Source organism: Aeromonas sp. 62-46 (assembly GCF_001898585.1).
GTDB lineage: Bacteria > Pseudomonadota > Gammaproteobacteria > Enterobacterales > Aeromonadaceae > Aeromonas > Aeromonas caviae.
This window is the reverse complement of the sequence record NZ_MKUI01000047.1, coordinates 1-24,933: the sequence shown is the minus strand read 5'-3', so window position 1 is coordinate 24,933 and position 24,933 is coordinate 1. Positions and strand designations below refer to the sequence as shown.

General features: G+C 61.1%; 23 protein-coding genes and 2 tRNA genes. 16 read left to right on the top strand and 9 right to left on the bottom strand.

Going from position 1 to position 24,933, the window contains the following annotated elements:
* The first annotated feature begins 70 nt into the window (after window positions 1–70).
* Entirely contained in the window at window positions 71–661 is a 591-nt protein-coding gene (locus BGO64_RS14005; RefSeq protein WP_286700871.1) for a uracil-DNA glycosylase family protein, read from the top strand.
* Here the strand turns inward: BGO64_RS14005 and BGO64_RS14000 are convergent.
* On the bottom strand, window positions 658–1,515 hold the full coding sequence (locus BGO64_RS14000) for a DMT family transporter (RefSeq protein ID WP_286700870.1): 858 nt from the start codon (window positions 1,513–1,515) through the stop codon (window positions 658–660). The genes BGO64_RS14005 and BGO64_RS14000 overlap by 4 nt on opposite strands.
* Window positions 1,516–1,606: 91 nt before the next feature.
* Here BGO64_RS14000 and BGO64_RS13995 point away from each other — a divergent pair, with 91 nt between their 5' ends.
* Entirely contained in the window at window positions 1,607–2,524 is a 918-nt protein-coding gene (locus tag BGO64_RS13995) for a LysR substrate-binding domain-containing protein (protein ID WP_286700869.1), read from the top strand.
* A 104-nt stretch (window positions 2,525–2,628) separates the two neighbouring features.
* Here the strand turns inward: BGO64_RS13995 and znuB are convergent, their stop codons facing one another.
* A complete protein-coding gene (znuB, locus tag BGO64_RS13990; protein ID WP_286700868.1) occupies window positions 2,629–3,408 on the bottom strand; it encodes a zinc ABC transporter permease subunit ZnuB in 780 nt (259 codons plus the stop codon).
* A gap of 9 nt (window positions 3,409–3,417) precedes the next feature.
* A complete protein-coding gene (gene znuC, locus BGO64_RS13985; RefSeq protein ID WP_286700867.1) occupies window positions 3,418–4,182 on the bottom strand; it encodes a zinc ABC transporter ATP-binding protein ZnuC in 765 nt (254 codons plus the stop codon).
* Window positions 4,183–4,276: 94 nt separating this feature from the next.
* Between znuC and znuA the strand changes: the two genes are divergently transcribed.
* The gene (znuA, locus tag BGO64_RS13980) at window positions 4,277–5,215 is read left to right on the top strand and encodes a zinc ABC transporter substrate-binding protein ZnuA (protein WP_042878308.1); all 939 of its coding nucleotides are present in this window, start codon (window positions 4,277–4,279) and stop codon (window positions 5,213–5,215) included.
* 76 nt (window positions 5,216–5,291) lie between these two features.
* Entirely contained in the window at window positions 5,292–5,966 is a 675-nt protein-coding gene (locus tag BGO64_RS13975; protein ID WP_041212317.1) for a transglutaminase-like cysteine peptidase, read from the top strand.
* Here the strand turns inward: BGO64_RS13975 and BGO64_RS13970 are convergent.
* Both BGO64_RS13970 and BGO64_RS13965 read right to left on the bottom strand, forming a co-directional pair.
* Window positions 5,961–6,902 carry a TAXI family TRAP transporter solute-binding subunit gene (locus BGO64_RS13970; protein ID WP_286700866.1) on the bottom strand — a complete coding sequence of 314 codons (942 nt, stop codon included), beginning with the start codon at window positions 6,900–6,902 and terminating at the stop codon, window positions 5,961–5,963. The two genes, BGO64_RS13975 and BGO64_RS13970, sit on opposite strands and share 6 nt — an antisense overlap.
* The gene (locus tag BGO64_RS13965; RefSeq protein WP_286700865.1) at window positions 6,899–8,200 is read right to left on the bottom strand and encodes a LapD/MoxY N-terminal periplasmic domain-containing protein; all 1,302 of its coding nucleotides are present in this window, start codon (window positions 8,198–8,200) and stop codon (window positions 6,899–6,901) included. The genes BGO64_RS13970 and BGO64_RS13965 overlap by 4 nt, the downstream gene beginning before the upstream one ends.
* Window positions 8,201–8,470: 270 nt before the next feature.
* On the opposite strand from BGO64_RS13965, the gene mepM reads away from it, so the two are divergent.
* The gene (mepM, locus tag BGO64_RS13960; RefSeq protein ID WP_010672809.1) at window positions 8,471–9,808 is read left to right on the top strand and encodes a murein DD-endopeptidase MepM; all 1,338 of its coding nucleotides are present in this window, start codon (window positions 8,471–8,473) and stop codon (window positions 9,806–9,808) included.
* Between the two features lie 63 nt (window positions 9,809–9,871).
* Here mepM and BGO64_RS13955 read toward each other — a convergent pair whose 3' ends face one another.
* Window positions 9,872–10,816: a D-2-hydroxyacid dehydrogenase gene (locus tag BGO64_RS13955; RefSeq protein ID WP_113069034.1), complete on the bottom strand. Its 945-nt coding sequence runs from the start codon at window positions 10,814–10,816 to the stop codon at window positions 9,872–9,874.
* 161 nt (window positions 10,817–10,977) lie between these two features.
* On the opposite strand from BGO64_RS13955, the gene BGO64_RS13950 reads away from it, so the two are divergent.
* Entirely contained in the window at window positions 10,978–11,559 is a 582-nt protein-coding gene (locus BGO64_RS13950; RefSeq protein WP_010672811.1) for a YjaG family protein, read from the top strand.
* Window positions 11,560–11,620: 61 nt separating this feature from the next.
* Here the strand turns inward: BGO64_RS13950 and BGO64_RS13945 are convergent, their stop codons facing one another.
* Window positions 11,621–12,100: a MarR family winged helix-turn-helix transcriptional regulator gene (locus BGO64_RS13945; protein WP_010672813.1), complete on the bottom strand. Its 480-nt coding sequence runs from the start codon at window positions 12,098–12,100 to the stop codon at window positions 11,621–11,623.
* A gap of 163 nt (window positions 12,101–12,263) precedes the next feature.
* On the opposite strand from BGO64_RS13945, the gene BGO64_RS13940 reads away from it, so the two are divergent.
* Both BGO64_RS13940 and BGO64_RS13935 read left to right on the top strand, forming a co-directional pair.
* A complete protein-coding gene (locus tag BGO64_RS13940; RefSeq protein WP_010672814.1) occupies window positions 12,264–12,791 on the top strand; it encodes a hypothetical protein in 528 nt (175 codons plus the stop codon).
* A gap of 9 nt (window positions 12,792–12,800) precedes the next feature.
* Window positions 12,801–14,399, top strand: coding sequence for a BCCT family transporter (locus BGO64_RS13935; protein ID WP_010672815.1), 1,599 nt, complete (start codon window positions 12,801–12,803; stop codon window positions 14,397–14,399).
* Window positions 14,400–14,474: 75 nt separating this feature from the next.
* Here BGO64_RS13935 and mutS read toward each other — a convergent pair whose 3' ends face one another.
* Both mutS and BGO64_RS13925 read right to left on the bottom strand, forming a co-directional pair.
* Window positions 14,475–17,045 carry a DNA mismatch repair protein MutS gene (mutS, locus tag BGO64_RS13930; protein ID WP_029313643.1) on the bottom strand — a complete coding sequence of 857 codons (2,571 nt, stop codon included), beginning with the start codon at window positions 17,043–17,045 and terminating at the stop codon, window positions 14,475–14,477.
* A 263-nt stretch (window positions 17,046–17,308) separates the two neighbouring features.
* A complete protein-coding gene (locus tag BGO64_RS13925) occupies window positions 17,309–17,716 on the bottom strand; it encodes a Spy/CpxP family protein refolding chaperone (protein WP_043154133.1) in 408 nt (135 codons plus the stop codon).
* 199 nt (window positions 17,717–17,915) lie between these two features.
* Between BGO64_RS13925 and pncC the strand changes: the two genes are divergently transcribed.
* The 8 genes from pncC (at window position 17,916) to BGO64_RS13885 (ending at window position 24,933) form a co-directional block, all read left to right on the top strand.
* Window positions 17,916–18,407: a nicotinamide-nucleotide amidase gene (gene pncC / locus BGO64_RS13920; RefSeq protein ID WP_029313644.1), complete on the top strand. Its 492-nt coding sequence runs from the start codon at window positions 17,916–17,918 to the stop codon at window positions 18,405–18,407.
* 80 nt (window positions 18,408–18,487) lie between these two features.
* Complete coding sequence (gene recA / locus BGO64_RS13915) at window positions 18,488–19,552, top strand: recombinase RecA (protein ID WP_043154135.1); 1,065 nt, start codon at window positions 18,488–18,490, stop codon at window positions 19,550–19,552.
* 41 nt (window positions 19,553–19,593) lie between these two features.
* Window positions 19,594–20,100, top strand: coding sequence for a regulatory protein RecX (locus tag BGO64_RS13910; protein ID WP_049636522.1), 507 nt, complete (start codon window positions 19,594–19,596; stop codon window positions 20,098–20,100).
* Window positions 20,101–20,379: 279 nt separating this feature from the next.
* Entirely contained in the window at window positions 20,380–23,004 is a 2,625-nt protein-coding gene (gene alaS, locus BGO64_RS13905; RefSeq protein ID WP_010672821.1) for an alanine--tRNA ligase, read from the top strand.
* A gap of 16 nt (window positions 23,005–23,020) precedes the next feature.
* Window positions 23,021–24,268, top strand: a complete 1,248-nt coding sequence (locus tag BGO64_RS13900; RefSeq protein WP_010672822.1) for an aspartate kinase — start codon at window positions 23,021–23,023, stop codon at window positions 24,266–24,268.
* 93 nt (window positions 24,269–24,361) lie between these two features.
* Complete coding sequence (gene csrA, locus BGO64_RS13895; RefSeq protein ID WP_005315760.1) at window positions 24,362–24,550, top strand: carbon storage regulator CsrA; 189 nt, start codon at window positions 24,362–24,364, stop codon at window positions 24,548–24,550.
* A gap of 212 nt (window positions 24,551–24,762) precedes the next feature.
* Window positions 24,763–24,855: transfer RNA gene (locus BGO64_RS13890), tRNA-Ser, on the top strand.
* A 4-nt stretch (window positions 24,856–24,859) separates the two neighbouring features.
* Window positions 24,860–24,933, top strand: a tRNA-Arg gene (locus BGO64_RS13885).

Sequence of the window (24,933 nt, the reverse complement as noted above, 5' to 3'; positions counted from 1 at the left end):
CTGCATGATAAGTATCCGCCGCTCCTTTCACAAGCGGGAGCGGGGAGAAAACTCTGGTACTATCGGGCCCATGAACCGACTCGATCCCCTGTTTGAACAGATCCGGGCCTGCCGCCTGTGCGAGGCCCACCTGCCGCTCGGCCCAAGGCCGGTGATCCGCGGCAACGAGCGCGCCCGTCTGCTCATCATCGGCCAGGCCCCCGGCACCCGGGTACACGCCAGCGGCATCCCCTGGGACGATCCCTCCGGCGATCGGCTGCGCTTGTGGCTCGGGGTGGACAAGGCCACCTTTTACGATGAATCCCGCATCGCCATCATGCCCATGGGGCTCTGTTACCCCGGCAGGGGCAAGTCGGGGGATCTGCCGCCGCGCCCGGAATGTGCCCCCACCTGGCACGACAAGGTACTGATGCTGCTGCCCAACATCGAGCTGACCCTGCTCATCGGCCAGTATGCGCAGGCTTACTACCTGAGGGCGGCGGCGAAAGGATCGCTCACCGAGACGGTGCGACACTGGGCGGACTATGGCCTGGCCTGGTTGCCGCTGCCGCACCCGTCCCCGCGCAACACCCTCTGGCTCAGGAAGAACCCCTGGTTCGAGCAGGCGGTGATCCCCCATCTGCAGCAGAGGGTCGCCCCCCTGCTTGACCCGGCAGGCTAGAGCGCCGGCTCGGCCTGGGTCTTGGGCTTGCTGCGGGCCATGGCGACCAGCGGCAGTAGGATGCACAGGCACCCCAGCAGCAGCGGCAGCCCTGGCTGTTCGTCAAACAGCCAGACCCCGATGGCGACCGCCATCAGCAGCCCGGTGTACTCCGCCGAGGCGATCTTGCTCGCCTCCGCCTTGCGATAGGCCATCACGCACAATCCTGCATAGACCATGATGAGCGCCGAGGAGCCGAAGGCGGGCCACCACATCTGCCATTGCCACTCGCCCCCTTCCCACCAGGCCAGCGCCAGGATGAAGGGCATGCTCAGCACATTGGTGAAAAACAGGGTCTGGGCGATGGGCTGCTGGAGCGGGATGCGCTTGATCAGCAGGTTGTTGACCGCCAGGGAGAGCGCCACCCCGAGCGCCGCCAGGGCGGCCCAGTTTACCTCGGTCGGGCGCAGCACGATGAGCACTCCGACGAAGCCGAGCAGCGCCGTCAGCACCTTCTGGCGCGAGAGTGCCTCCCCCGCCAGCCAGACCGCGAGCGGCACCATCAGCAGCGGGGCGGCATAGAAGAGGGCGTTGGCGGTGGCGAGCGGCAGCCGGGTGAGGGCGACCACCATCAGGCAGACGCCGACGGCCCAGATGTGGGCCCGCAGCAGGTGCCACTTGAGGGCTACCGGCGGGTTGCGCCGCCAGGACCAGAGCAGCCAGGGGGCGAGCAGCAGGGCTGCGGAGAGCTGGCGGAAAAAGACAAACTGGAAAATGGGCTGGTCTGGCTCCAGCACCTTGACCAGGGCATCGGAGAAGACCGCCACCATGTTGCCGAGCACCAGATAGAGGATGCCTATCCCGACTGCATTCATACCACCTCCAGATTCAGATGAGGGGAGGGTAGCCCGCGGCCTGTTATCCAGTAAAATGATAAAAAATCATCACGCATGAGAAATTTGGATAATGAAGCTGCCCCCCCTGCGCGCCGTTCAATATTTCGAGGTGGTTGCCCGCCTGCTGAGTTTTTCCCGCGCCGCCCTGGAGCTCAATGTCAGCCAGAGTGCGGTCAGTCACCAGATCCGTCTGCTGGAGGATTTTCTGGGGGAGCGGCTGCTGCTGCGCCAGGGGCGGCTGCTCTCCCTGACGCCCCTGGGGGAGATCTATTTCGAGGGGATCGCCGCCGGGCTGGTCCAGATTGCCCAGAGCAGCGAGCAGTTGCGCGGTGGAGGCGAGATGCGGGTGCGGCTCGCGGTCTACAGCTCCTTTGCGGTGAAGTGGCTGATCCCTCGCCTGGCCGGGCTGCGTCAGCTCTATCCCGAGCTGGATCTCAGCCTGGAGATGGTGGCGGAAGATCCCGAGCTCTCCGACAGGGTGGCGGACGGTTTCATCACCGTCTCCCCCGAAGGGCCGGGCTACATGCACGATCTGCTCTATCGGGAGCGGCTGATGCCGGTATGCAGTCGCCGGATGTGGCAGCAGGTGGAAGGGGAGTGGCCCGCCACCTTGTGGCAGTTGCCGCTGCTCTCCATCCAGGCTATCTACCGCGAGAAGGGGGAAGATTGGCGGCGCTGGGCCGAAATGGGGGGGCTGACCATTCCCCCCGAGGCGAGAGTGCACCATTTCAGCCATATCCTGCTCGCGCTGGAGGCGGCGAACTGGGACCAGGGAATGGCGCTCATCAATGACTACATGTTGCAGCCGGAGGATCCGCGTCTGGTGCGGCTGCCCCTGCACGCCCTCGAGACCGGCGACAACTTCTATTTCGTCTTCAAGCGCTCGCGTGCCCATGAACCCGCCATCAGCCGGTTGCGTCAGTGGCTGTGGCAGGAGTCGCAGGCGAGCCTGAGACCCGGGGAAAACGAGCCTCTCAGGCGTGTCTGAACGGGCTGGGGGCCCTATGCAGAATGGACGGCGCAGCCCACGACGAAGGTGTCTGATTCGGGAGGCCTGATGGCACTGGCGAGACCAGGGCCATCAGGAGCGGGTCAGGTGCGCTTGAACTGGCTCAGTACAAAGAGGGTGGTGGCGCAGACTACGACCGAGGGACCGGCCGGGGTGTCCTGATACCAGGAGAGGGCAAGGCCCCCCAGCACGGCGAGACAGCCTGTCAGGGCGGCAAAGCCGGCCATCTGCTCCGGGGTCTGGCTGAAGCGCCGGGCGGTGGCGGCGGGAATGATCAGCAAGGAGGTGATGATGAGCGCCCCGACGAACTTCATGGCCACGGCGATGACCAGGCCTATCAGCAGCATCAGCACGCAGCGCAGCACATCTACCCGCACCCCTTCCACCCGGGCCAGCTCTTCCGAGATGGTCATGGAGAGCAGGGGATCCCAGAGCCGCCACAGGGTGAACAGTACCAGGGCGCCGCCGCCGTAGATCCAGAGCAGGTCCATGGGCTGCACCGAGAGCAGGTCGCCAAACAGGTAGGCCATCAGATCCACCCGCACGTTGTCCATGAAGCTCAGGGTGACCAGACCCAGCGACAGGGCGCTGTGGGCCAGGATGCCGAGCAGGGTGTCGGTGGCCACCTGCTGGTTGCGGCTCATGATGACCAGCAGCATCGCCATGGCGAGGCAGCAGACCACGACCGCCAGGGTGAGGTCCACCTGCAGCAGGATGCCGAGGGCGATGCCGAAGAGGCAGGCATGGGAGAGGGTGTCGCCAAAATAGGCCATCTTGCGCCACACCACGAAGCTGCCAAGCGGCCCGGCCAGCAGGGCGATGCCGAGTCCGGCCGCGAGGGCGTATAACAGAAAGCTGTCCACGTGAAGATCCTAGTTGTTGCGAGAGGGCAGGCGGATGACGGGAGCCTGCGGTTCATGATGATGGTGTTCGCCATCGCAGTGGTGATGGTGGGTATAGACCGCCAGCACCTCCCGCTCCGGTCGCCCGAACAGGCGGGCAAATTCCGGGTGGCGGGCCACGCTCTGTGGCTCGCCGTGGCAGCAGACGTGGCGATTGAGGCAGATCACCTCGTGAGTGCTGGCCATCACCAGGTGCAGATCGTGGGAGACCATCAGCACGGCGCAGTGGAACTCGGCGGCCAGCTGGCTGATGAGGGCATAGAGCTCGATCTGGCCCGTGATATCTACCCCTTGCACCGGTTCGTCCAGCACCAGCAGCTCGGGTTTGACCAGCAGGGCGCGGGCCAGCAGTACCCGCTGCATCTCGCCACCGGAGAGCTTCTGCATCCGGTTGTCCAAGAGCTCCTGCGCACCGACCCGATTGAGCGCCTCCTCGATGGAGAGGCGGCTGTTCTTGCCAAGTTGCAGGAAGCGGCGCACCGTCAGGGGGAGGGTGGGGTCCAGATAGAGGCGCTGGGGTACATAGCCGACTCGCAGATCGCGGCGGCGGATGATGTCCCCCGAATCTGGGCGGAGCAAGCCCAGCACCAGCTTGCTCAGAGTGCTCTTGCCCGCCCCGTTGGGGCCGACCAGGGTGGTGATTTTGCCTTTGTTCAGGGTAAAGGAGACCTTGTCGAGCACGAGTCGTCCGTCAAATGAGAGACAGACCTCTTTCAGCTCCACCAGTTGGGTCATGACAGCTCCGGGGTTTACAGCCTGTGAGAGTTATAATATAACAGCGACGTTGGTTTGTTATATTATCACACACATATTCCCTGACGAGACCTCTATGCGAATTCTTGCTCTGATCACTGCCCTGATGGCGGTGAGTCTGCCTGTCCGTGCCCTCGAGGTGCTGACCACCATCAAACCCCTGGGCTTCATCGCGGCGGCGATCACCGATGGCGTGAGCGAGCCCGGGGTGCTGCTGCCCACCGGCGCGTCGCCCCACGATTTTTCCCTGCGCCCTTCCGATATTCGCAGCATCAACGAGGCCGATCTGGTTGTGTGGGTCGGTCCCGAGCTGGAAGGCTTCATGGCCAAACCCCTTGCCCGGCATCCTCATGTATTGACCCTGACCCAGGTTCCCGGCATGCCGCTGTACAACTATGCGACCCAGGGGGAGCATGACGAGCATCACCATGATGACAAGGATCATGACCATGCCGCCCACGACCACGGCTCGCACGACGAGGGCCATGAAGGGCACCACCACGAAGGGGTGGATCCACACATCTGGCTGGGTCCAACCCAGGCCAAGGTGATTGCCAAGGCGATTGCGACCGAACTGGGCAAGCTGGATCCTGCCAACCAGGCGCGCTATGCCGCCAATCTCGCGGCCTTCGAGGGCAAGGTTGACGCCCTGGACAAGGTGATCGCCGTGCAGATGAAGGCGGTGGATCAGAAGGGCTACTTCGTGTTCCACGAAGCCTATGGATACTGGGAGCGCCACTACGGCATGAGCTCCAAGGGACACTTCACCGTGAGCCCGGAGCGTCGCCCGGGAGCCAAGACGCTGATTGACATCCGCAAGGCGCTGGAAGAGAAAAAGGCGAGCTGCATCTACGCCGAGCCGCAGTTCTCCCCGGCGGTGATCGAGTCGGTTGCCCGCAATACCGGGGCCAAGGTGCTGCTGCTGGACGAAGTCGGCGAGCAGGTGCCGCTCGGTCCGGACGGTTATCCGCAATTCATGCAGCAGTTGGCGGATGCCTTCGCCCAGTGCCGCTAGGCCTTGCCCGACATTGACGATAGAGGCGGCGCGGCCAACTATACTGACCTCCAGCATCTGATATGGAGTGTCAGTCATGAAATGGTTGCTCGTCTCTGCCTGCACGCTGACCCTGCTGGGATCCGGCATACAGGCATCCGGTCTTTCCGAACACATCGCCAGCCCGGAACTCAGGGCAAAAATGCAGGCGGTCTATGGCGCCAGAGCGATCCAGCGGTCCGAGGCCTTCTCTCGTCTGCTGACGCCAAGGGCCGGAACGACGGACCAGCAGAAGCTGGAGCTGGTGAACAACTACTTCAACAACCTGACCTACAGCGAGGATCCCAGACTGTGGGGGGATGATGATTATTGGGCCAATCCGCTGGAGTTCATCGGGGCGAGAGGAGGGGATTGCGAGGACTACAGCATCGCCAAGTACTACACCCTGATGGAGCTGGGGGTCGACGAGAAGAAGCTGCGGCTGGCCTATGTGAAGGCAATTCGTTACAACCAGTTCCACATGGTGACGTTGTACTTCCCGACCATCAAGTCAGATCCCCTGGTGCTGGACAACATCAATGGCCGCATCCTGCCGGGGAGCAAGCGCAATGATCTGCAGCCGGTTTACAGTTTCGATGCCAAAAGCATCTGGATCATGAAATCCCGTCGCGAGGGAACCTTGGCGGGGAGTGCCGATCGCCTGGCCCAGTGGACCTCGATGCAGAGCCGCTTCTCCAGCGAGCATCTGCGCTCCCCCCGTCGCCAGCTATAACTTGCCCGCCGCCTTCAACTCCTCGAAATATTTTCCCGCGCCCGGATGCTGTTCGACACTCAGCACCGGGCCTATCTTGTTGCGCGCCTTGTGAAACAGGTTCGCATAGCCATAGGTCTGTTCGTTGAAACTGGTTTGCTGGCTCAGCATGGCCCGGGTCAGCCGATAGACCTCCTCATCCGGGGTGGCGGCATTGGTCACCAGGGTGGCCGCGATGGCGAAGGTCGGGGTTGCCTTGAGGTTGCCCGGGTAGATGCGTGCCGGCACCTGGCTGCGCTGATAATACCTGACCCCCTTGAGCAGCTGGTCCCTGACGGGCCCCTCGATCGCCAGGAAGCGCACGTCGCAGCGCTTGGCGGTGTCGAGCACGATACGGTTGGGATGACCCATGACGAGGCCATAGGCATCGATCTGTTTACTGCACAGTGCTTCGGAGAGATTGGCGACGCTCTTCAAATCAAGATCCTGCTCCTTTGCACCCAAAACATTGAACAGGGCCAATGCCGTTTGACGAGTCCCTGAACTCTTCAGGCCCATGTCGATGGGGGCCAGCTTGAGCTGCTCCAGGGTGGTGATATCCCCATCGGCTCGCACCACTATGGTGAAAGGTTCGGCGTGGGTGGCAAAGAGCGCCCTCAGCTCGCGTTGTGGTTGGGCAACGAAAGGCCCCGTGCCCTGGCTGGCCTGATAGAGCCAGTCTGACTGAACGAGGGCATAGGAGACCTCTCCCGCTTTCAGCTGGCGGAGATTTTCGATAGACCCGGAGCTGGCCTGCAGTTTGCAGGGCATCGTGGGGTCACTTTTTTTGGCCAGTCTGCAGAACTCCTTGATGACCTGGTAATAGATGCCTTGCTCCCCCCCGGTGCCTATGGTCATGGTGGTCGCGTACAGGGTCGGTTGCCACAGCAGGGCAAGCAGCAGCAGCGGGATCCTCATGATGCATTCTCCTGAGTGGCATAACCATCGATGCCCCAACTGCGCAGCATGTCCACATCGCTCACGTCGCCGGCTTCCGCCAGCAAGGTGTAGCCGGAAGCATGGAGGCATTGGGAAAGCAGGTTCCAATAAAGGGGGGACTGGGTGAGCTGGCAACTGATGAAGACGGGTCTGATGGGGTCGAGTCTGGCCAGATTGTCGTTGTTCATCGGGATGTTGCTGAAGGCCAGCTCAATCCCCTGGGACTGGAGTGCAGTCAGTCGCTCCTCGGCCAGGGGGGGGAAGATAGCCAGATCCCAGCGCCAGTCCAGCGTCTTGCCACGAGCGCTGGCCAGCACGGGGGCAAACTGCGCCCAGTCTGGATGGCCGAGCAGGCTGAGAGGTAGCTGGAGCCCTTCCGCCTTCTGGGTCAGCCAGTCGTTGAGCAGCGCCCGAATTTCATCCGGCGAGCTGTCCGTGGTGGGGGGGTGCTTGGGTAACAGGCGGCTGTAGAGCCTGATACTCCCCTGAGTGGAGAAGAAATGCTGCTGATAGGTGTTGCCATCGGTGTCGACCAGACCAATTAGCTTCTGGTGGGTCGGGAGGGCGTCGTGCTTGCCAAGCTGGGTGATCTTCAGCCGCTGTTGCAGCAGGTCCCGTTTGCGTTCGGAGACCAGCTGGTTGATGGAGACGACGACTTCCTGCAATTCGCGAAGCCACGGGGTTGGCAGGTTGCCGCTGAACTGGCGTTTGCGGATCCGGGTTAGCTGCAGACTGACTTGTTCGAGGGGGTGCATCAGGCGGCGGCACACCCAGGTGATCACCAGGCTGAACACCAGCAGGCCGACGAGCAACGCGAGCCCGGTACGACTGATGGCGTTCCACAGATGCTGGTAGGCGTAACCCTTGTGCCCCTCGAGCGTGAGGGTACCGAGAATACGCCAGCCGTCGGTCAACTCCTGCTCAATTTTGACCGGCGGCATGTCGATAACAGAGGGGAGCCAGCCTGGAATATTTTGCTGTGCGGTGTGGAACACCTTCTGGAACAGCACCTGGCCATCCGGATCCAGCAGGACGACGGAGTTGACGAAACCTCCGTCGAACATGGCGTTCACTATGGTCTCGGCAAGGACCTTGTCATCGTTGAGCAAGGTACCCTGCAGCACCAGCCCCAGCGCGGTGATGGCGGTTTCAAGGTTGGCCGACATCTGGTCGAGAATAGACTGTCGTACCGTGGTGATCTCCAGCACGAGCAGCAGCGCGGCGCCGATGGTGAAGAGGATCAGAATGATTACATTTAACAATTTTGCCAATGACATACCCACTCCATGGAGATGTTTTTGCAACATTTTCTGGGCCGGAGAGCACCACAACCGGACTTGGTTCTTAAAAATAGAAAAAAATGGCTGAAAATGACGATCATTTCTGCCCATGCTGGAAGGTTATGCATAAAATGTGAGTTTCGTGCATGGAGCTATGAACTTTTTGTAAGTATTTAGGTCTAAAAGCCAGATATTCGGTTTTCATAATAAAAACTCATAAAAACAGACCCACAACCACCACCCTTAGATCTAATAACAGGATAGCGGATGAAACGTCTCCGTCCCTTGGTAGCCCAGGCTGCCAATTGGGAACCCCCGGTTCCCCGCAAGCATTTCTATGCCATGCTATTGCTCACGGCCATGACGCTGTCAGCGGTAGCCGTATTGCCAGCTCCAGGTGACATCCTGGAGCGGCCACTGCGTCTGGAGTTGCCGATCGCCACCACGGGCACAGCAACCAACGAAGACAACACCGACTTCAACGACATCCCGGATCACGAGCTGGTCGAGTCAGCTGCTCCCGAAGACGACATCCCGGCGGATGCCACGCCTCAATGGCAGGATTACCGGGTACGCAACGGCGAGAACCTGACCACCATCTTCAACAACCTGGGGCTGTCCACCACCACCCTCTACAAGGTGTTGGATGCGGATGCCAAGAACAACCTGGCGCGTCTTAAACCCGGTCAGACCATCGAGTTGCTGATCGATCAGGACAACATTCTGCAGCAGTTGAAGATCCGCCTGAACATCAAGCAGACCCTGGTGCTGGAGCGTACCGACGACACCTATAGCGCCAACATGCTCAATGAAGAGGTGGAGTGGCAACAGAAGAGCTATGACGGTGTCATCAACGGCAGCTTCTACGTCAGCGCCCGCAATGCCGGGATCCCGGCCAACCACATCCAGAAGATTGCCAACCTGTTCCAGTGGCGCCTCAACTTCGCCAAGGATTTGAAAAAAGGTGACAAGTTCAAGGTGCTGGTCCGCCAGGAGACGGTCGAGGGCAAGAGTACGGGCAATACCCAGTTGCTGGGGGTCGAGGTGTTCAGCCAGGGCAAGGCCGTGTCAGCCTGGTTGTCGGAAGATGGCAACTATTATGACGGTCAGGCAAACAGCCTGGAGCGCGGCTTCCGCCGTTATCCGACTCACAGCCGTTACCGGGTCAGCTCCAGTTTCAACCCGAATCGCCGTCATCCCATTACCGGGCAGGTCCGGCCCCATGAGGGGACCGACTTTGCCCTGCCAGTAGGCACGCCCATCATGGCGACCGGTGACGGTGTGGTCCTCAAGGCAACCAGCCACCCGCTGGCAGGCACCTATGTCGTGATCAAGCACGGTCGTACCCTGATGACCCGTTACCTGCACCTGAGCAAGCTGCTGGTGAAACCCGGGCAGAAGGTGAAAATGGGCGACAAGATAGCCCTCTCCGGCAACACGGGCCGTTCCACCGGTGCTCACCTGCACTACGAAGTACGCATCAACAACCGGCCGGTGGATCCCATGAAGATCAAGCTGCCGATGGCGGAGCCGCTCTCCGGCAAGGACAAGCGTCAGTTCCTCGCCAAGGTGAAGAGCTACCGCAAAGAGATGGAAGCGGGCTGAACGGCTCCCTCCTGACGAAAAAGGCCCCGCCAACTGGCGGGGCCTTTTCATTGCAGAACGGCTTCAATAACCCTTGTCAAAGTCGATCCGGCCGTCCAGCTGCTGACCGTCGATGAAGCGGATGTAGTTGCGGATGAAGATCTGGGCCACATCTTCCGGGAAGCTGTAGGCGCTGTTGTGGGGCGTCACGATGAGATTGGGCTGGTGCCAGAGCGGGCTGTCAGCGGGCAGGGGTTCCTGCTCGAACACATCGAGCACCGCCATGGCGGGTTTGCCGGCTTGCAGTGCCGCCAGCAGCTCCCCCTCATGGACGGCATTGCCCCTGCCGACGTTGAAGAAGATGGCGCCCGGTTTGCAGTGGCTGAAGCGTTCGGCGGTGAAGAGATGGCGTGTCTCGCGGGTGGCGGGCAGCACGCTGACGATGACATCGGCTTGGGCCAGCATCTTGTTGAGTGCCGGCAACTGGTACACCTGATCGAACCCGGCACGTTCACGGCCACTGTGGCTGATGCCGAGCACCCTCATGCCAAAATGTTTGCCGGTGTGGGCGATATGCTGCCCTATGCTACCGGTGCCGAGCAGTAGCAGCGTCTTTCCCTTCAAGCCCTGATAGGGATGGCTTTGCCAGACGCCCTGTTGCTGCTGCTCGCGATAGAGTGGCAACTGGCGGGTCAGGCTGAGCAGATGGCCGAACACATACTCGCTCATCAAGGGGCCGAAGATGCCGCGGACATTGGTGAGCAGGTAGTCGCGGCGGCAACTGGCGTCCAGCAGCACGTCGACCCCGGCATAAGTCGACTGGAGCCAGCTGAGCTTGCCGGCCTTGGCCAGCAGCGGCTTGGCCCGGGCAGGCTCGGCCATCAGGATATGAGCGTCACCGATAAGCTGTTCGGCCTCGGCCTGATTGTCGGCCCGAAGAATGTGCAGATGGGGAAGATGGGCCGCCTTGAGCAGGCGTTCATAGTGGCTGTTGTCCTGACTCAACAGCAGCAGGGTACGTTGGCTCATACTCTTGTTCCTTATCGTGTTTATGGCAAGGCGAGAGGGATGCTGTCTCCATCTTACCCCAGTTGATCGGGCAAGATAGTCGAGCAGGGCGCTTTTTCATTTTTAGACGGGGCCCTCGTGGGCTACAATCTGCCCCACATTTTGCAAAGGATCCGACTCCAGTGTTTGGTGACAAGTTTTATAAGCGACTGGCCGAGCTGCAGCCCTGGCAGCAAACCGTCTATACCCTGGCGCTGGCAGAGCGCATGTACCCCAACTATGTGCTCTTTACCCAGGCCTCCGGTTTCGGGGATGCGAGGGCATTCCGTCACGCGCTGGATCAGATGTGGAACTACCTGACGGTCAAGGGATCCCGCGTCAATCTTGGTGCCATTCTGGAAGCGTTTGAAGTCTACATTCCCGATCCCCGCAAGTTTGAATCCTACGGCGCCTATCCGGCACTGGACGCCTGCGTGGCGCTGGGTTGTGCCTACAACTCGGTGATCTGCCGGGTGGGGGAAGAGGCCAACGACGCCAGCCATGCGTCTGTCGGCACGGTCGCCGGCTTCATCGAGATGCTGGAAGAGCGGGATCTCAGCGATGATGAGCTCTATGAGCACGAGTACATGGAAGCGGAGCTGGAGTTCCAGGTCGAACTGCTCAAACGGGTGGCCCATGAACGGGACAGCGACCGCATCCTTGCCATCCGCGCCTTCGCGGCCCAGGACGGCGTCTCCAACATCGGCATCAGCCTGGAGGCGTAACGCCATCGCGTACTGCCCATAAAAAAAGCTCCCGGTCGGGAGCTTTTTTTATGGCTGCGGTTCAGGCCCGCTCTTCGGTCAGGGGGCTGACACTCAGCACGGGGGCGGCATCGATGCCGTCGGCATTCATCATGGCGGAGATGCGTTGCAGGGAAGAGAGCAACAACCCCTGTTCCCAGTTTTCCAGCGCCTGAAAGCGTTGAATGAAACTCTCCTGCAAGGGGGTCGGAGCCTGGGCAAGCAGGGCGCGTCCCGCGTCAGTGAGCGTCGCATGCACCTTGCGTTTGTCGGTTTCGCTGCGAATGCGCTGTACCAGTTGGCGGCTCTCCAGTCGGTCCATGATGGTGGTCGCGGTGGCCTGGCTCATGTTGGTGTGATCCGCCAACTGGCGCATGGAGATCTGGCCAAGCTCGTCGATCCCCTTGAGCAGCAGGAGCTGGGGCGAGGTCAGGCCGGCCTCCTTGATCAAGCGCTTGGAGTGCATGTCGATGGCACGGATGATCTGGCGCAGGGCGATCAGCACTTCATCATGTTTTTCCATGGGGTCTGGGTCATCGCAGGGCTGTGGAGAGGCGCGAAATTCTCCGCCTAATCCATAACAAGGTCAATATGGTTTTTGATGTAATGATTTCAGCTCTAATGAATATTGTGTTAGGTTATCGGACAATTGCCCCAGTCCAACCCGATATTTGAGGAGTGAAATCATGCATGACGACCTGGATATCAAGTCCCTGGTTGCCGACCTGCGTGTGGTCAGAGTTCGCTATGAACTGCCGGATACCGCGGCGTTTGTGCGTTATCAACCTGCCTATGACGAGGACCCCAACAACCTCAAGGTACACCACTACGATGGTGAGCTGCCGCTCTCTTGCAGCAACACAGGTTCTTTTAGTCTAAAGGAGTTGGTCAATGAGTTGCGCTATGCCTATGTGCTGGTTCACCTCTTCCCTGACGAGAGTGCCATGAACTTTTATCTGGCGGGTCTGGACAATGGGCTGGCACAGCTGGAGTTCATCGGTGGCTCCTATGACTTCAACCGCCTCTGGATCACCAGCGGTGTCTCCAATCTGGGGGTGCCCATGGCTATCTTCCTTGGCAAACGCCACGCAGTGAACGGTCAGCCGTCGGTGACCCTGGTGGATCACCGTGAGCAGGTGGCAGGTCGTCTGGCCTATCGCGCCATCGGCGGTGCCGGCGATCACGTGGGTGAAGACTTTTTCAACAACGACTAAGGAGGCCCGATGCGAGCAACCAAAGGGCTTTTGAAAGGCCTCAATCCCACCATGGCCATGACGGCCCTCACCGTCGTGACCCTCTTCCTGCTGTTCGGCGTCTTTGATCCGGATACCGCGGGCACCTGGTTTACCGGGGCCAAGGACACCATCATTGCTGGCTTCAAGTGGTATTACATCCTGGTGGTCGCCCTGTTCCTGTTCTTCGCCGTCTACTTGATGTTCAGCCGCTTTGGCAGCATCCGGCTGGGCGACGACGACCAGGTACCGGAGTTTGGCTACTTTGCCTGGTTCTCCATGCTGTTCAGCGCAGGCATGGGCATAGGCCTGGTGTTCTGGAGCATCGCCGAGCCCATGTATCACCTGCAGGGCAACCCCTTCATCACCGAAGGCATGACGCCGGAAGCGGCCCAGATCGCCATGCGCCTCACCTTCTTCCACTGGGGTCTGCACCCCTGGGCCATCTATGTGATCGTCGGCCTGTCGCTGGCCTTCTTCAGCTACCGGCGCAAGTTGCCGCTGGCCATCCGCTCCGTGCTCTATCCCATTCTTGGCGATCGCATCTACGGCTTCTGGGGCCATGCCGCCGACGTGCTGGCGGTGTTCGGTACCGTGTTCGGGGTGGCGACCTCCCTTGGGCTGGGAGTTTCCCAGATGAACACCGGCCTCAATCAGATGTTCGGCATGGGCGTGTCACAAGCGAACCAGCTCTGGCTCATCGGTGGCATCAGCCTGATTGCCACCCTGTCGGCCATCTCCGGCGTCGGGCGCGGGGTGAAGATCCTCTCCGAACTCAATATCTGGCTGAGCGTGTTCGTGCTGGGCCTCTTCCTGGTGCTGGGGCCAACCACCTACATCCTCAACGCCTATGTGCAGAACATCGGTGATTACCTGCAGAACATCGTCAAGCTGAGCTTCTGGACCAATACGGAAGCCAACGGCACCTCGGCCTGGCAGTCCAGCTGGACCGCGTTCTACTGGGGCTGGTGGATTGCGTGGGCCCCCTTTGTCGGCATGTTCATCGCGCGCATCTCCAAGGGCCGCACGATCCGTGAATTCGTGCTCGGTGTTCTGCTGGTGCCCTCCCTGCTCGGCATGCTCTGGCTCACCGTGTTTGGCGGGACTGCCATGAACCTGGAGCTGTTCGGTGGCGGCGGCGTAGTGGAAGCGGTCAATCAGGATGTCACCATGGCGCTCTACAAGACGGTGGAACTGCTGCACTGGGAGACCTTCGGCTGGATTGCCAAGGGTGTGCTGACCCTGCTTATCTGCACCTACTTCATCACCTCCAGCGACTCGGGCACGCTCGTGATTACGACGCTGCTCTCCATCGGCGACCAGGATCCCCCGGTGCTGCACCGCGCCATCTGGGGACTGGGGCAGGGGCTGGTCGCGGCCATTCTGCTGGTCTCCGGCGGGCTTGCCGCCCTGCAGGCCGCCAGCATCATCGCCGCGCTGCCCTTCTCGGTCATCATGCTGGCCATGTGCTATTCCCTGATGCAGGGGCTCAAACAGGAGAGCCAGCACCAGTTCGAATACAGGCAGAAGCTCAAGCGCCATCCGGGGTCGGTCAATCTGAGCCTGATGGATCGCATCGGTCCGGGCTGATGACATGACAGGTTCGGTCAAACGAAAGGGGAACCTCGCGGTTCCCCTTTTTCATGCCTGTTCGGCGGTCGTTAGCTACAGCATCTGCTTGAGTCGATAGAGCAGGTCAAGGGCCTGTCGCGGGGTCAGCTCGTCCGGGCGTACTGCTGCCAGCTCCTCCACCACAGGATGGGGTTGCGGGGCGAGAGTGACCGGAGCCGGACGGCTTTCGCCGGCGGCCACCGGAGTGGCACTCTCCAGCTCGTGCAGTTTGTGGCGGGCCTGGTGGATCACCGATTTCGGCACCCCGGCCAGCGCCGCTACCTGCAGGCCGTAGGATCGGCTGGCCGCACCTTCCTGCACCGCGTGCATGAAGGCGATGGTGTCGCCGTGCTCCACCGCATCCAGGTGGACGTTGGCTAGCCCGCTCATCAGCTCGGGCAGGCGGGTCAGCTCGAAGTAGTGGGTGGCGAACAGGGTGTAGGCGCCAATCTTGCTTGCCAGCTGCTCGGCGCAGGCCCAGGCCAGCGAGAGGCCGTCGTAGGTGCTGGTGCCGCGGCCAATCTCGTCCATCAGCACCAGACTGCGGGCGGTGGCGTTGTTGAGGATATTGGCAGTCTCGGTCATCTCCACCATAAAGGTGGAGCGGCCGGAGGCGAGATCATCCGACGCCCCGATGCGGGTGAAGATGCGGTCGATGGGGCCGATGCGGGCGCTGTCGGCGGGCACGAATGCGCCGATATGGGCCAGCAGAACGATGAGCGCAGTCTGGCGCATGTAAGTGGATTTACCGCCCATGTTGGGGCCGGTGATGATTAGCATCCGCCGCTCCCGCTCCAGCCGGATGGGGTTGGCGATAAAGGGGTCGGTCATCACCTGCTCCACCACCGGATGGCGGCCCGCTTCGATCAGGATCTGATCCTCATCGATAAGCGTCGGGCAGCGGTAGTCGAGGGTCTCTGCCCGCTCGGCCAGGTTGGCCAGCACGTCCAGCTCCGCCAGTGCGGCAGCAGACTCTTGCAGATCGCCAAGGTGGGGCAGCAGGGCGTCGAGCAGCTCTTCGTAGAGACGTTTTTCCAGCGCCAGCGCCTGGGCCTGGGCGGTGAGCACCTTGTCCTCGTACTTCTTCAGCTCATCGATGATGTAGCGCTCGTTGTTTTTCAGCGTCTGGCGGCGGATGTAGTGGGCCGGCACCAGGTGGCTGTTGGCGCGGCTCACCTCGATGTAGAAGCCGTGCACCTTGTTGTAGCCCACCTTGAGGGTGTTGATGCCGGTGAGCGCCTTCTCCCGCTCCTCGATGCGGGCCAGGCTGGCGGTGGCGCCATTGGCCAGATCCCGCAGCTCGTCCAGCTCCTGATTGAACCCTTCACGGATGACGCCGCCATCGCGGATGAGCACCGGCGGCACCTCCATCACGGCACGCTCCAGCAGGTCGAACAGTTCGGGGAAGGTGCTCGCCCGCTCGCGCAGCTGCTGCACCGCCTCGTGCTCGCTCTCCGCCAGCAGCCGCTGCAACTCGGGCAGCTGAGCGAAAGCCTGCCGCAGCCGGGTCAGATCGCGCGGGCGGGCCGAGCGCAGGGCGAGACGCGCCAGCACCCGCTCCACGTCACCGACCTGGCGCAGCAATCCGCCCAACTCGTCATAGAGGTTCTGCTCGATGAGCTCCTTGATGGTGCTCTGGCGACCTTTGAGGATCACCCGGTCGCGGATCGGCTGATGGATCCAGCGCTTGAGCAGCCGGCTGCCCATCGGCGTGGCGGTGCAATCGAGCACGGCGGAGAGGGTGTTGTCGTGGCCGCCAGCCAGATTCTGGGTCAGCTCCAGATTGCGGCGGGTGGCGGCATCCATGATGACCGCATGATCGGGCTGCTCCAGGCGCACGCTGCGAATGTGGGGCAGGGCGGTGCGCTGGGTGTCTTTCACGTACTGCATCAGGCAGCCGGCGGCGCACAGGGCGGTCTCGCTCTGCTCGACCCCAAAGCCCACCAGATCCTGGGTGCCGAACTGCTGGCACAAGAGCTTGCGGGCGGTGCCGAGCTCGAACTCCCACTCCGGGCGGCGACGCAGACCGCGGCGACCCTCGACATGGTGCAGGAAGGCGAACGATTCGGGGTAGAGCAGCTCCGCCGGATTGGTGCGTTGCAGCTCCGCCAGCAGGGTCTCTTCTTTCTCGAACTGGTTGATGAAGAAGCGACCGGAGCCGATGTCCATGGTGCCGTAACCGAAGCGGCGGCCATCGTGGTAGACGGCGGCGATCAGGTTGTCCTGCCGTTCGCTGAGCAGCGCCTCGTCGGAGACGGTACCCGGGGTGATGATGCGAATGACCTTGCGCTCCACGGGCCCCTTGCTGGTGGCTGGATCCCCCACCTGCTCGCAGATAGCGGCCGATTCGCCGAGCTGTACCAGCTTGGCGAGATACCCCTCGATGGCGTGATAGGGCACCCCGGCCATCGGGATGGGGCTGCCGGCCGACTGGCCGCGCTTGGTCAGGGAGATGTCGAGCAGCTGGGAGGCCTTGCGGGCGTCGTCGTAGAAGAGCTCGTAGAAGTCACCCATGCGATAGAACAGCAGGATCTCCGGGTTTTCGGCCTTGAGAGTCAGATACTGCTGCATCATGGGGGTGTGGGCGCTCAAGTTGGCGCCTGGCGCTTGGTATTGTGCTGTCATGTGCTATTCCAGAAGGTGCTCTTGCGGGCAAACGTCTGCCGTCATGGGTCTGAATCTGGGGGCCATTCTACATGCTCGAGGCAAGATGGTGAGGAGGAATCTCCGTCTTGGGGGCAAAGCCGGCATCCCGTCGCGGATCTGTGCATCCGGATGATGCTGACCAGAGTGGCCTGGGGGGAGCCTGGCCGAAAAGAGGCATGGGGGAGGAGAAATAGCATCCCCGCACGGATGCGGGGATGGGAGAGACGGGGAGAGTGTCGCCCTCAGTACATGGCCTCGCCGCCACTCAGCATCTCGTGCAGCTTGGCTTTCTGCTCGGGCGTCAGCACCCGGCTCACCTCGAAGAGGTAGTGGGCGCGATGGTAGCGGGCCTCGGCCTGTACGTCGCTGATGGTCTGCAACTGCTTCCTCGCCGCCACTTCATCCCATTTGCCGGACTTGATCATGTTGACGATGACGTCCTGGCCGATTGCGTCGAGCTTGATTGAGCTCAGCTCCCTGGTGGCCTGCTCGCGCAGCCCCTTGATCTGCTCCACCTGGGCGCTGGAGAGGTTCAGCTCCTGGGCCAGGGTGGTCTCGCTCTGCAGCTCGGCGGTGCCCTCGGTGGCAAAGGCATGGGTGGCGATACACATTGCGAGGGCTGTCATGGCGACGTTGAACGGATGCTTCATCCGGCTTTCTCCTTGGTCTGATGGGATGGAAACCGCATGCATGGCGGTGTTGGAACATGATAACGAGCAGCCATGTACTGGAGCTTAAGCGGCGACAACTTGCTGACGCAGTGGCCCCGGGGTCGGTTGCCCGAGGAGCGGGGCAACTGCATAATGAGCGCCATATTTCGCCTGGAAGATGCCGGAAGAGGACGCGATGATGGGACTTGAGGCAGAGATCTCCCGCTTATCCCGGGAATTGGGCGAGGCACTGCTGGCCAGAGGCTGGCTGGCCGCCACGGCGGAATCCTGCACCGGCGGCGGGGTTGCCACTGCCATCACGGATACTGCCGGCAGCTCGGCCTGGTTCGATCGCGGTTTCGTGACTTACACCAACGAAGCCAAACAGCAGATGCTCGGCGTCAGCATCGATAGCCTGTTGCGCCACGGTGCCGTCAGCGAACCCGTGGTGCTGGAGATGACCCGGGGCTGCCTGGCTCGCTCCGATGCGGGTATCTGCGTGGCCATCAGCGGTATCGCCGGGCCTGGTGGTGGCAGCGAGGAGAAACCGGTCGGCACTGTCTGGTTTGCCTGGGCAGATCGTACCGGTCGTCACCACTCCCTGCTCGCCCGTTTCGATGGGGATCGCCATCAGGTGCGCCAGCAGGCGGTCAGACAGGCCTTGTCCGGACTCCTGGCACTGCTCAAATAAATTGGGCTTGATACTGTATGCATAAACAGTATACTTAGCCCAACTTCACTTCTTACTCACGATTCCCAGCGGAGATTGGCATGGATCAGAACAAACAGAAGGCACTGGCGGCTGCGCTGGGCCAGATCGAAAAGCAGTTTGGCAAAGGCTCCATCATGCGTCTGGGCGACAGCAAGACCATGGATATCGAAGCCATCTCCACCGGCTCTCTCTCTCTGGACGTGGCGCTGGGGATCGGTGGTCTGCCGTGCGGTCGTATCGTCGAGATCTACGGTCCGGAATCGTCCGGTAAAACTACGCTGACCCTGCAGGTGATCGCCGAAGCCCAGAAGAAGGGCAAGACCTGTGCCTTCGTCGATGCGGAGCACGCACTGGATCCTATCTATGCCGCCAAGCTGGGCGTCAACGTCGACGACCTGCTCATCTCCCAGCCGGATACCGGTGAACAGGCACTGGAGATTTGCGACATGCTGGTGCGCTCCAATGCCGTCGACGTCATCATCGTCGACTCCGTGGCGGCCTTGACCCCGAAAGCGGAAATCGAAGGGGAGATGGGTGACTCCCACGTCGGCCTGCAGGCTCGTCTGATGTCCCAGGCGCTGCGTAAATTGACCGCCAACATCAAGAACGCCAACTGCCTGTGCATCTTCATCAACCAGATCCGGATGAAGATCGGTGTCATGTTCGGCAGCCCGGAGACCACTACCGGTGGTAACGCTCTGAAGTTCTACGCCTCTGTGCGCCTGGACATCCGTCGTACCGGCGCCATCAAGGAAGGTGACGAAGTGGTCGGTAACGAGACCCGCGTCAAGGTCGTCAAGAACAAGGTGGCGCCACCTTTCAAGCAGGCTGAATTCCAGATCTTCTATGGTGCCGGCATCTCCAAGGAGGGCGAGCTGGTGGACCTGGGCGTCAAGCACAAGCTGATCGATAAGGCGGGGGCCTGGTACAGCTACAACGGCGAGAAGATCGGCCAGGGCAAAGCCAACGTGATGAAGCTCTTCTCCGAAAACAAGGCACTGGCTGCCGAGGTGGAAGTGAAGCTGCGCGAGCTGCTGCTCTCCGGCGCCGCGCCGGTGGAGGAGAAGGCCACGGCTGCCGAATACGCCGAGTTTGAAGCCGAAAACGAACAAGAGTTCGAATAAGGAATGAGGAAAGGCCGGGTTGATACCCGGCCTTGTTGTTTATGGTGGATGAATCAGTGAACGAGCCGGGCGAGCCCGTCGAATTGACCTTTGAAGAGCTGGTCGTCGCCGCCCGCGCCTTTGCCATGCGTAGTCTTGCTCGCCGCGAAAGTGCGGAGTCCGAGCTGGCCAGACGCCTGCGTCAGAAGGGATTCGAGGAGGAGGTGGTCGCCGTTGTACTCGACCATTGCCGTGGCTATGGCTGGGTCAATGACGATCGTTACGGTGCCATGGCGGTGCGGGCCGGTGCGGCCAAAGGCCATGGTCCGCTCAGGATCCGCTTCGACCTGCGTCGCAAGGGGCTGGATGACACCCAGATCGAGGCGGCCCTGGATCAACCCGAGCTCGACTGGTTCGAACTGGCGCTTGCGTTGTTGTCGCGTCGGGCAAAGGCGACCGACTTTGCTGACTTCAAACTGCGCATGAAGTGGCTCAAATATCTGATGGGGCGTGGTTTTACCCAGGAGCAAGCCCGTTACGCCCTCTCAGCCATGCAAGGTGAGCAATAGTGGCGCGCCGAGGTTGGACCTATGGGCAGGATTTCCCTTGGCGTGCGGTGCGGCTGGTGGGGAATATCAGCCCTTCGCCGGGTCTGTCGATGGCGGCCCTGTGGTCGAGCGAGGCATCCTGAAGCCCCCCTGTTGTGACGTCCTTGCGGGTGCTGCTGCCAAACGCTGGCCCCTTGGGGGCTATTTCACCCGCCAAGGGTCCCCACGTTTTACTTTACCCTGCAGAAAACTTACATTAATGCGGTTAAAAGTCCGTATTCGAATCAAGCAGGATTTTCCATGTACATGTCCACGTCAGAGATTCGCGCTGCGTTTCTCGAGTATTTCCGCACCCAGGGACACCAGGTTGTCTCTTCCAGCTCGCTGGTACCGCACAACGATCCGACCCTGCTGTTCACCAACGCAGGGATGAACCAGTTCAAGGACGTGTTCCTTGGCGCCGACAAGCGTGCCTATCACCGTGCCACCACGGCCCAGCGTTGCGTGCGGGCTGGCGGCAAGCACAATGACCTGGAAAACGTCGGCTATACCGCCCGTCACCATACCTTCTTCGAGATGCTGGGCAACTTCAGCTTCGGTGACTACTTCAAACAGGACGCCATCCGGTTTGCATGGGAATTCCTGACCGGTACCCTCAAGCTGCCCAAAGAGCGCCTGCTGGTGACCGTCTACGCGACTGATGACGAAGCCTTCGACATCTGGGAAAAAGAGGTCGGCGTGCCGGCCGATCGCATCGTGCGCATCGGTGACAACAAGGGTGCTCCTTATGCATCCGACAACTTCTGGGCCATGGGCGATACCGGCCCATGCGGTCCCTGCACCGAGATCTTCTACGACCACGGCGATCACATCTGGGGTGGCCCTCCCGGTTCACCGGAAGAGGATGGCGACCGCTTCATCGAGATCTGGAACGTGGTCTTCATGCAGTTCAACCGTCAGGCTGACGGCACCATGGAGCCGCTGCCCCGTCCGTCCGTGGATACCGGCATGGGTCTGGAGCGTATCTCCGCCATCATGCAGGGGGTGCACTCCAACTATGAGATCGACATCTTCCAGGCGTTGATCAAGAAGGCGGCCGAGATTGTCGGCACCACGGATCTGAGCAACCAGTCCCTGCGCGTCATCGCGGACCACATCCGTTCCTGCGCCTTCCTGGTGGCTGACGGAGTCATGCCCTCCAATGAAGGTCGCGGCTACGTGCTGCGCCGCATCATCCGCCGCGCCGTGCGTCACGGCCGCAAGCTGGGTGCTACCGACGTCTTCTTCTACAAGCTGGCTGCCGAGCTGGCCGTGCAGATGAAGGATGTGGCGGCGGAACTGATCGCCCAGCTGCCGCTGGTCGAGCGAGTGCTGCGCATCGAGGAGGAGCAGTTCGTCCGCACGCTGGACAGAGGTCTGCTGCTGCTGGAAGACGTCCTGGCCAACCTCGGTGATGCCAAGGTTATCCCGGGTGAAGTGGTGTTCAAGCTCTATGACACTTACGGCTTCCCGGCCGACCTGACCGCCGATGTGGTGCGCGAGCGCGAGATCGGCATCGACGAAGAGGGCTTCAAGGCCGAGATGGAGAAGCAGCGCGCCCGCGCGAAAGAGGCTTCCAGTTTCGGCGTGAACTACAACGACGTGCTGAAGCTCGATTTCGAGACCCCCTTTACCGGTTACAAGCAGCTGAGCCAGAACACCCAGGTGGTCGGTATCTACAAGGATGGTGTCGAGGTCAATGGCCTCATCGCCGGTGAAGAGGCCGTGATCGTGCTGGCGGAGACCCCCTTCTATGCGGAGTCCGGCGGTCAGGTGGGTGACAGCGGCATCCTCAAGGTGGATGACGGCATCTTCGCCGTCACCGACACCCAGAAAGCGGGCAAGGCGATCATCCACAAGGGCTATCTGGAACTGGGTACCCTGGAGAAGGGAGCCGAGGTCGAGGCCGTGGTCGATGGCGATCGTCGTCAGGCCATCGCCCTTAACCACTCTGTGACTCACCTGCTGCACGCGGCCTTGCGCCAGGCGCTGGGTGAGCATGTGACCCAGAAAGGATCCCTGGTGGGCGCCGAGCGCATGCGCTTCGACTTCTCCCACTTCGAAGGGCTGACCATGGCGACCATTCGCCGGATCGAGGAGCTCGTCAACGCCCAGATCCGTGCCAACCACGAGGTGGCCACCCAGCTGATGGGGCTGGAAGAGGCCAAGTCAGCCGGTGCCATGGCGCTGTTTGGCGAGAAATATGAAGACGATGTGCGCGTGGTACGCATGGGCGACTACTCCACCGAGCTGTGCGGCGGTACTCATGCCAAGCGCACCGGTGACATCGGTTTCTTCAAGATCATTGCCGAGAGCGGCATCGCGGCTGGCGTGCGCCGTATCGAAGCGGTCACCGGCAAGAGCGCCATCGATCTGATGCACCAGCTGGGTGAACAGATCGAAGAGGCCGCTGCGCTGGTGAAGGGCGATCAGTTCTCCATCGCCGACAAGGTTCGCCAGGTACTGGACAAGGCCAAGATGATGGAGCGCGAGCTGGAACAGCTCAAAGCCAAGCTGGCGGCGCAGGCGGGTAACGACCTGCTGAGTCAGGTCATCGACATCAATGGCCAGAAGGTGCTGGTTGCCGCCCTGGAAGGGGTCGACCCCAAATCCCTGCGCGGCATGCTGGACGAGCTGAAGAACCAGATGAAATCCGGTGTCGTGCTGCTGGCAACCAGCAGTGATGGCAAGGTCAACCTGATCGCGGGCGTGACCAATGACCTGACCGGTAAGGTCAAAGCTGGTGAGCTGGTCAATCTGGTGGCCCAGCAGGTGGGTGGCAAGGGCGGTGGTCGTCCCGACATGGCACAGGCGGGTGGTACCCAGCCTGAGGCGGTGCCGGCGGCGCTGCAATCCGTTCACTCCTGGCTGGAAGAGCGCCTGTAAGCGGGCGAGGTGATCTGTGGCACTCTATGTACAGAAGTACGGTGGCACCTCGGTCGGCACGCTGGAGCGGATCGAGGCAGTTGCTGAGCGGGTTCAACTGACCCGTGCCCAGGGACATGACGTGGTGGTGGTGGTCTCCGCCATGTCGGGCGAAACCAACCGGTTGCTGGGCATGGCCCAGCAGCTGGACCAGGATGCCAACCGGCGCGAGATGGATGTGCTGATCTCCACCGGTGAGCAGGTCACCATTGCACTGCTGGCGATTGCGCTCAACAAGCGCGGTTGCCCCGCAGTCTCGATGACCGGCGATCAGGTCCGCATCCACACCGATTCCGCCTATGGCAAGGCGCGCATCACCCGTATCGACACCGAGCAGGTGGAAGCCGCACTCGGTGCCGGCAAGGTGGTAGTGATTGCCGGTTTCCAGGGGCGCGATGAGCATAATGCCATCACTACCCTGGGCCGAGGGGGTTCGGATACCACCGCGGTGGCCGTGGCTGCGGCCATCAAGGCCGATGAGTGCCAGATCTTTACCGATGTGGACGGAGTGTATACCACGGATCCGCGCATCGAGCCCAAGGCGCGTCGCCTCGATACCATCACCTTCGAGGAGATGCTCGAGATGGCGAGTCTCGGAGCCAAGGTGTTGCAGATCCGTTCGGTCGAGTTCGCGGGCAAGTACCGCGTGCCGCTAAGGGTGCTGTCGAGTTTCGTCGACGGAGAGGGAACCTTAATCACATATGGAGGTGAGAGGATGGAAGCACCCCTGGTATCCGGCATTGCGTTCAATCGCAACGAGGCCAGCCTGACCATTCTGGGTGTGCCGGACAGGCCGACCGTGGCCGCGCAGATCCTGAATCCGATCAGCGACGCCAACATAGATGTCGACATGATAGTGCAGAACACCATGGGGGATGGCACCGCCGATTTCACCTTCACGGTGAATCGCGATGATTATCGCCGGGCCCGCGCCTTGCTGGAGGAGACCGCCAGCGAGCTGGGGGCCGCCTGCGTGCAGGGCAACGGAGAGATCGCCAAGGTCTCCATCGTCGGGGTCGGCATGTGGAATCATCCTGGTGTAGCGCGCACCATGTTCAAGGTATTGGGTGAGGAAGGGATCAACATGCAGCTGATCTCCACCTCTGAAATCAAGATATCCGTGGTGATTGACGAGAAGTACCTGGAGCTGGCCGTGCGTTCGTTGCACTCGGCGTTCGGGTTGGATCAAGAGCCTCATGAGCAGCCCTTGGGAAACAATCCCTGATTGATTTAGTTTCAACCATTTACCATATCGGTATCTTTGTAAGATAATGGCGCATATCGATATAAATACAAAACAGGATACAGGAGCAAGCGAATGCTTATTTTGACTCGTCGTGTAGGGGAAACCCTGATGATTGGTGACGAAGTAACCGTTACCGTACTGGGCGTAAAAGGGAACCAGGTTCGTATCGGTGTGAATGCACCGAAAGAGGTTTCCGTACACCGCGAAGAGATCTACATGCGGATACAGGCCGAGAAAGTCCCGGGCCAACCGAATTTCTAAGCCATTTCATGGCTGCCTGAAGGCGACATCCCGGATGTCGCCTTTTGTTTTTTTGGGGCCTGCAAATCGGCCTGCAGAGCGCGTAACTACTGGGTAAGTGTCGATATTGCTTGAATATTCCACTCTTTGGCCAAATGCTGAGCGAACGCTCTGTTTTCTCCAAAAAAGTGTTTGACTAAAAATCCCTGTGAAGTATTATCAGCCCCGCAAACGGAGAGGTGGCCGAGAGGCTGAAGGCGCTCCCCTGCTAAGGGAGTATGCGGCTTATACCCGCATCGGGGGTTCGAATCCCCCCTTCTCCGCCATTTTGCGCCCGTAGCTCAGCTGGATAGAGTACCTGGCTACGAACCAGGTGGTCAGAGGTTCGAATCCTCTCGGGCGCA

Excerpts from the sequence above, each read along its gene's own strand:
- BGO64_RS14005 (WP_286700871.1), top strand. The coding sequence starts at position 71 with ATGAACCGACTCGATCCCCTGTTTGAACAGATCCGGGCCTGCCGCCTG.
- BGO64_RS14000 (WP_286700870.1), bottom strand. The coding sequence starts at position 1,515 with ATGAATGCAGTCGGGATAGGCATCCTCTATCTGGTGCTCGGCAACATG.
- BGO64_RS13995 (WP_286700869.1), top strand. The coding sequence starts at position 1,607 with ATGAAGCTGCCCCCCCTGCGCGCCGTTCAATATTTCGAGGTGGTTGCC.
- znuC (WP_286700867.1), bottom strand. The coding sequence starts at position 4,182 with ATGACCCAACTGGTGGAGCTGAAAGAGGTCTGTCTCTCATTTGACGGA.
- znuA (WP_042878308.1), top strand. The coding sequence starts at position 4,277 with ATGCGAATTCTTGCTCTGATCACTGCCCTGATGGCGGTGAGTCTGCCT.
- BGO64_RS13975 (WP_041212317.1), top strand. The coding sequence starts at position 5,292 with ATGAAATGGTTGCTCGTCTCTGCCTGCACGCTGACCCTGCTGGGATCC.
- BGO64_RS13970 (WP_286700866.1), bottom strand. The coding sequence starts at position 6,902 with ATGAGGATCCCGCTGCTGCTGCTTGCCCTGCTGTGGCAACCGACCCTG.
- BGO64_RS13965 (WP_286700865.1), bottom strand. The coding sequence starts at position 8,200 with ATGTCATTGGCAAAATTGTTAAATGTAATCATTCTGATCCTCTTCACC.
- mepM (WP_010672809.1), top strand. The coding sequence starts at position 8,471 with ATGAAACGTCTCCGTCCCTTGGTAGCCCAGGCTGCCAATTGGGAACCC.
- BGO64_RS13955 (WP_113069034.1), bottom strand. The coding sequence starts at position 10,816 with ATGAGCCAACGTACCCTGCTGCTGTTGAGTCAGGACAACAGCCACTAT.
- BGO64_RS13945 (WP_010672813.1), bottom strand. The coding sequence starts at position 12,100 with ATGGAAAAACATGATGAAGTGCTGATCGCCCTGCGCCAGATCATCCGT.
- BGO64_RS13940 (WP_010672814.1), top strand. The coding sequence starts at position 12,264 with ATGCATGACGACCTGGATATCAAGTCCCTGGTTGCCGACCTGCGTGTG.
- BGO64_RS13935 (WP_010672815.1), top strand. The coding sequence starts at position 12,801 with ATGCGAGCAACCAAAGGGCTTTTGAAAGGCCTCAATCCCACCATGGCC.
- mutS (WP_029313643.1), bottom strand. The coding sequence starts at position 17,045 with ATGACAGCACAATACCAAGCGCCAGGCGCCAACTTGAGCGCCCACACC.
- BGO64_RS13925 (WP_043154133.1), bottom strand. The coding sequence starts at position 17,716 with ATGAAGCATCCGTTCAACGTCGCCATGACAGCCCTCGCAATGTGTATC.
- pncC (WP_029313644.1), top strand. The coding sequence starts at position 17,916 with ATGGGACTTGAGGCAGAGATCTCCCGCTTATCCCGGGAATTGGGCGAG.
- recA (WP_043154135.1), top strand. The coding sequence starts at position 18,488 with ATGGATCAGAACAAACAGAAGGCACTGGCGGCTGCGCTGGGCCAGATC.
- BGO64_RS13910 (WP_049636522.1), top strand. The coding sequence starts at position 19,594 with ATGGTGGATGAATCAGTGAACGAGCCGGGCGAGCCCGTCGAATTGACC.
- alaS (WP_010672821.1), top strand. The coding sequence starts at position 20,380 with ATGTACATGTCCACGTCAGAGATTCGCGCTGCGTTTCTCGAGTATTTC.
- csrA (WP_005315760.1), top strand. The coding sequence starts at position 24,362 with ATGCTTATTTTGACTCGTCGTGTAGGGGAAACCCTGATGATTGGTGAC.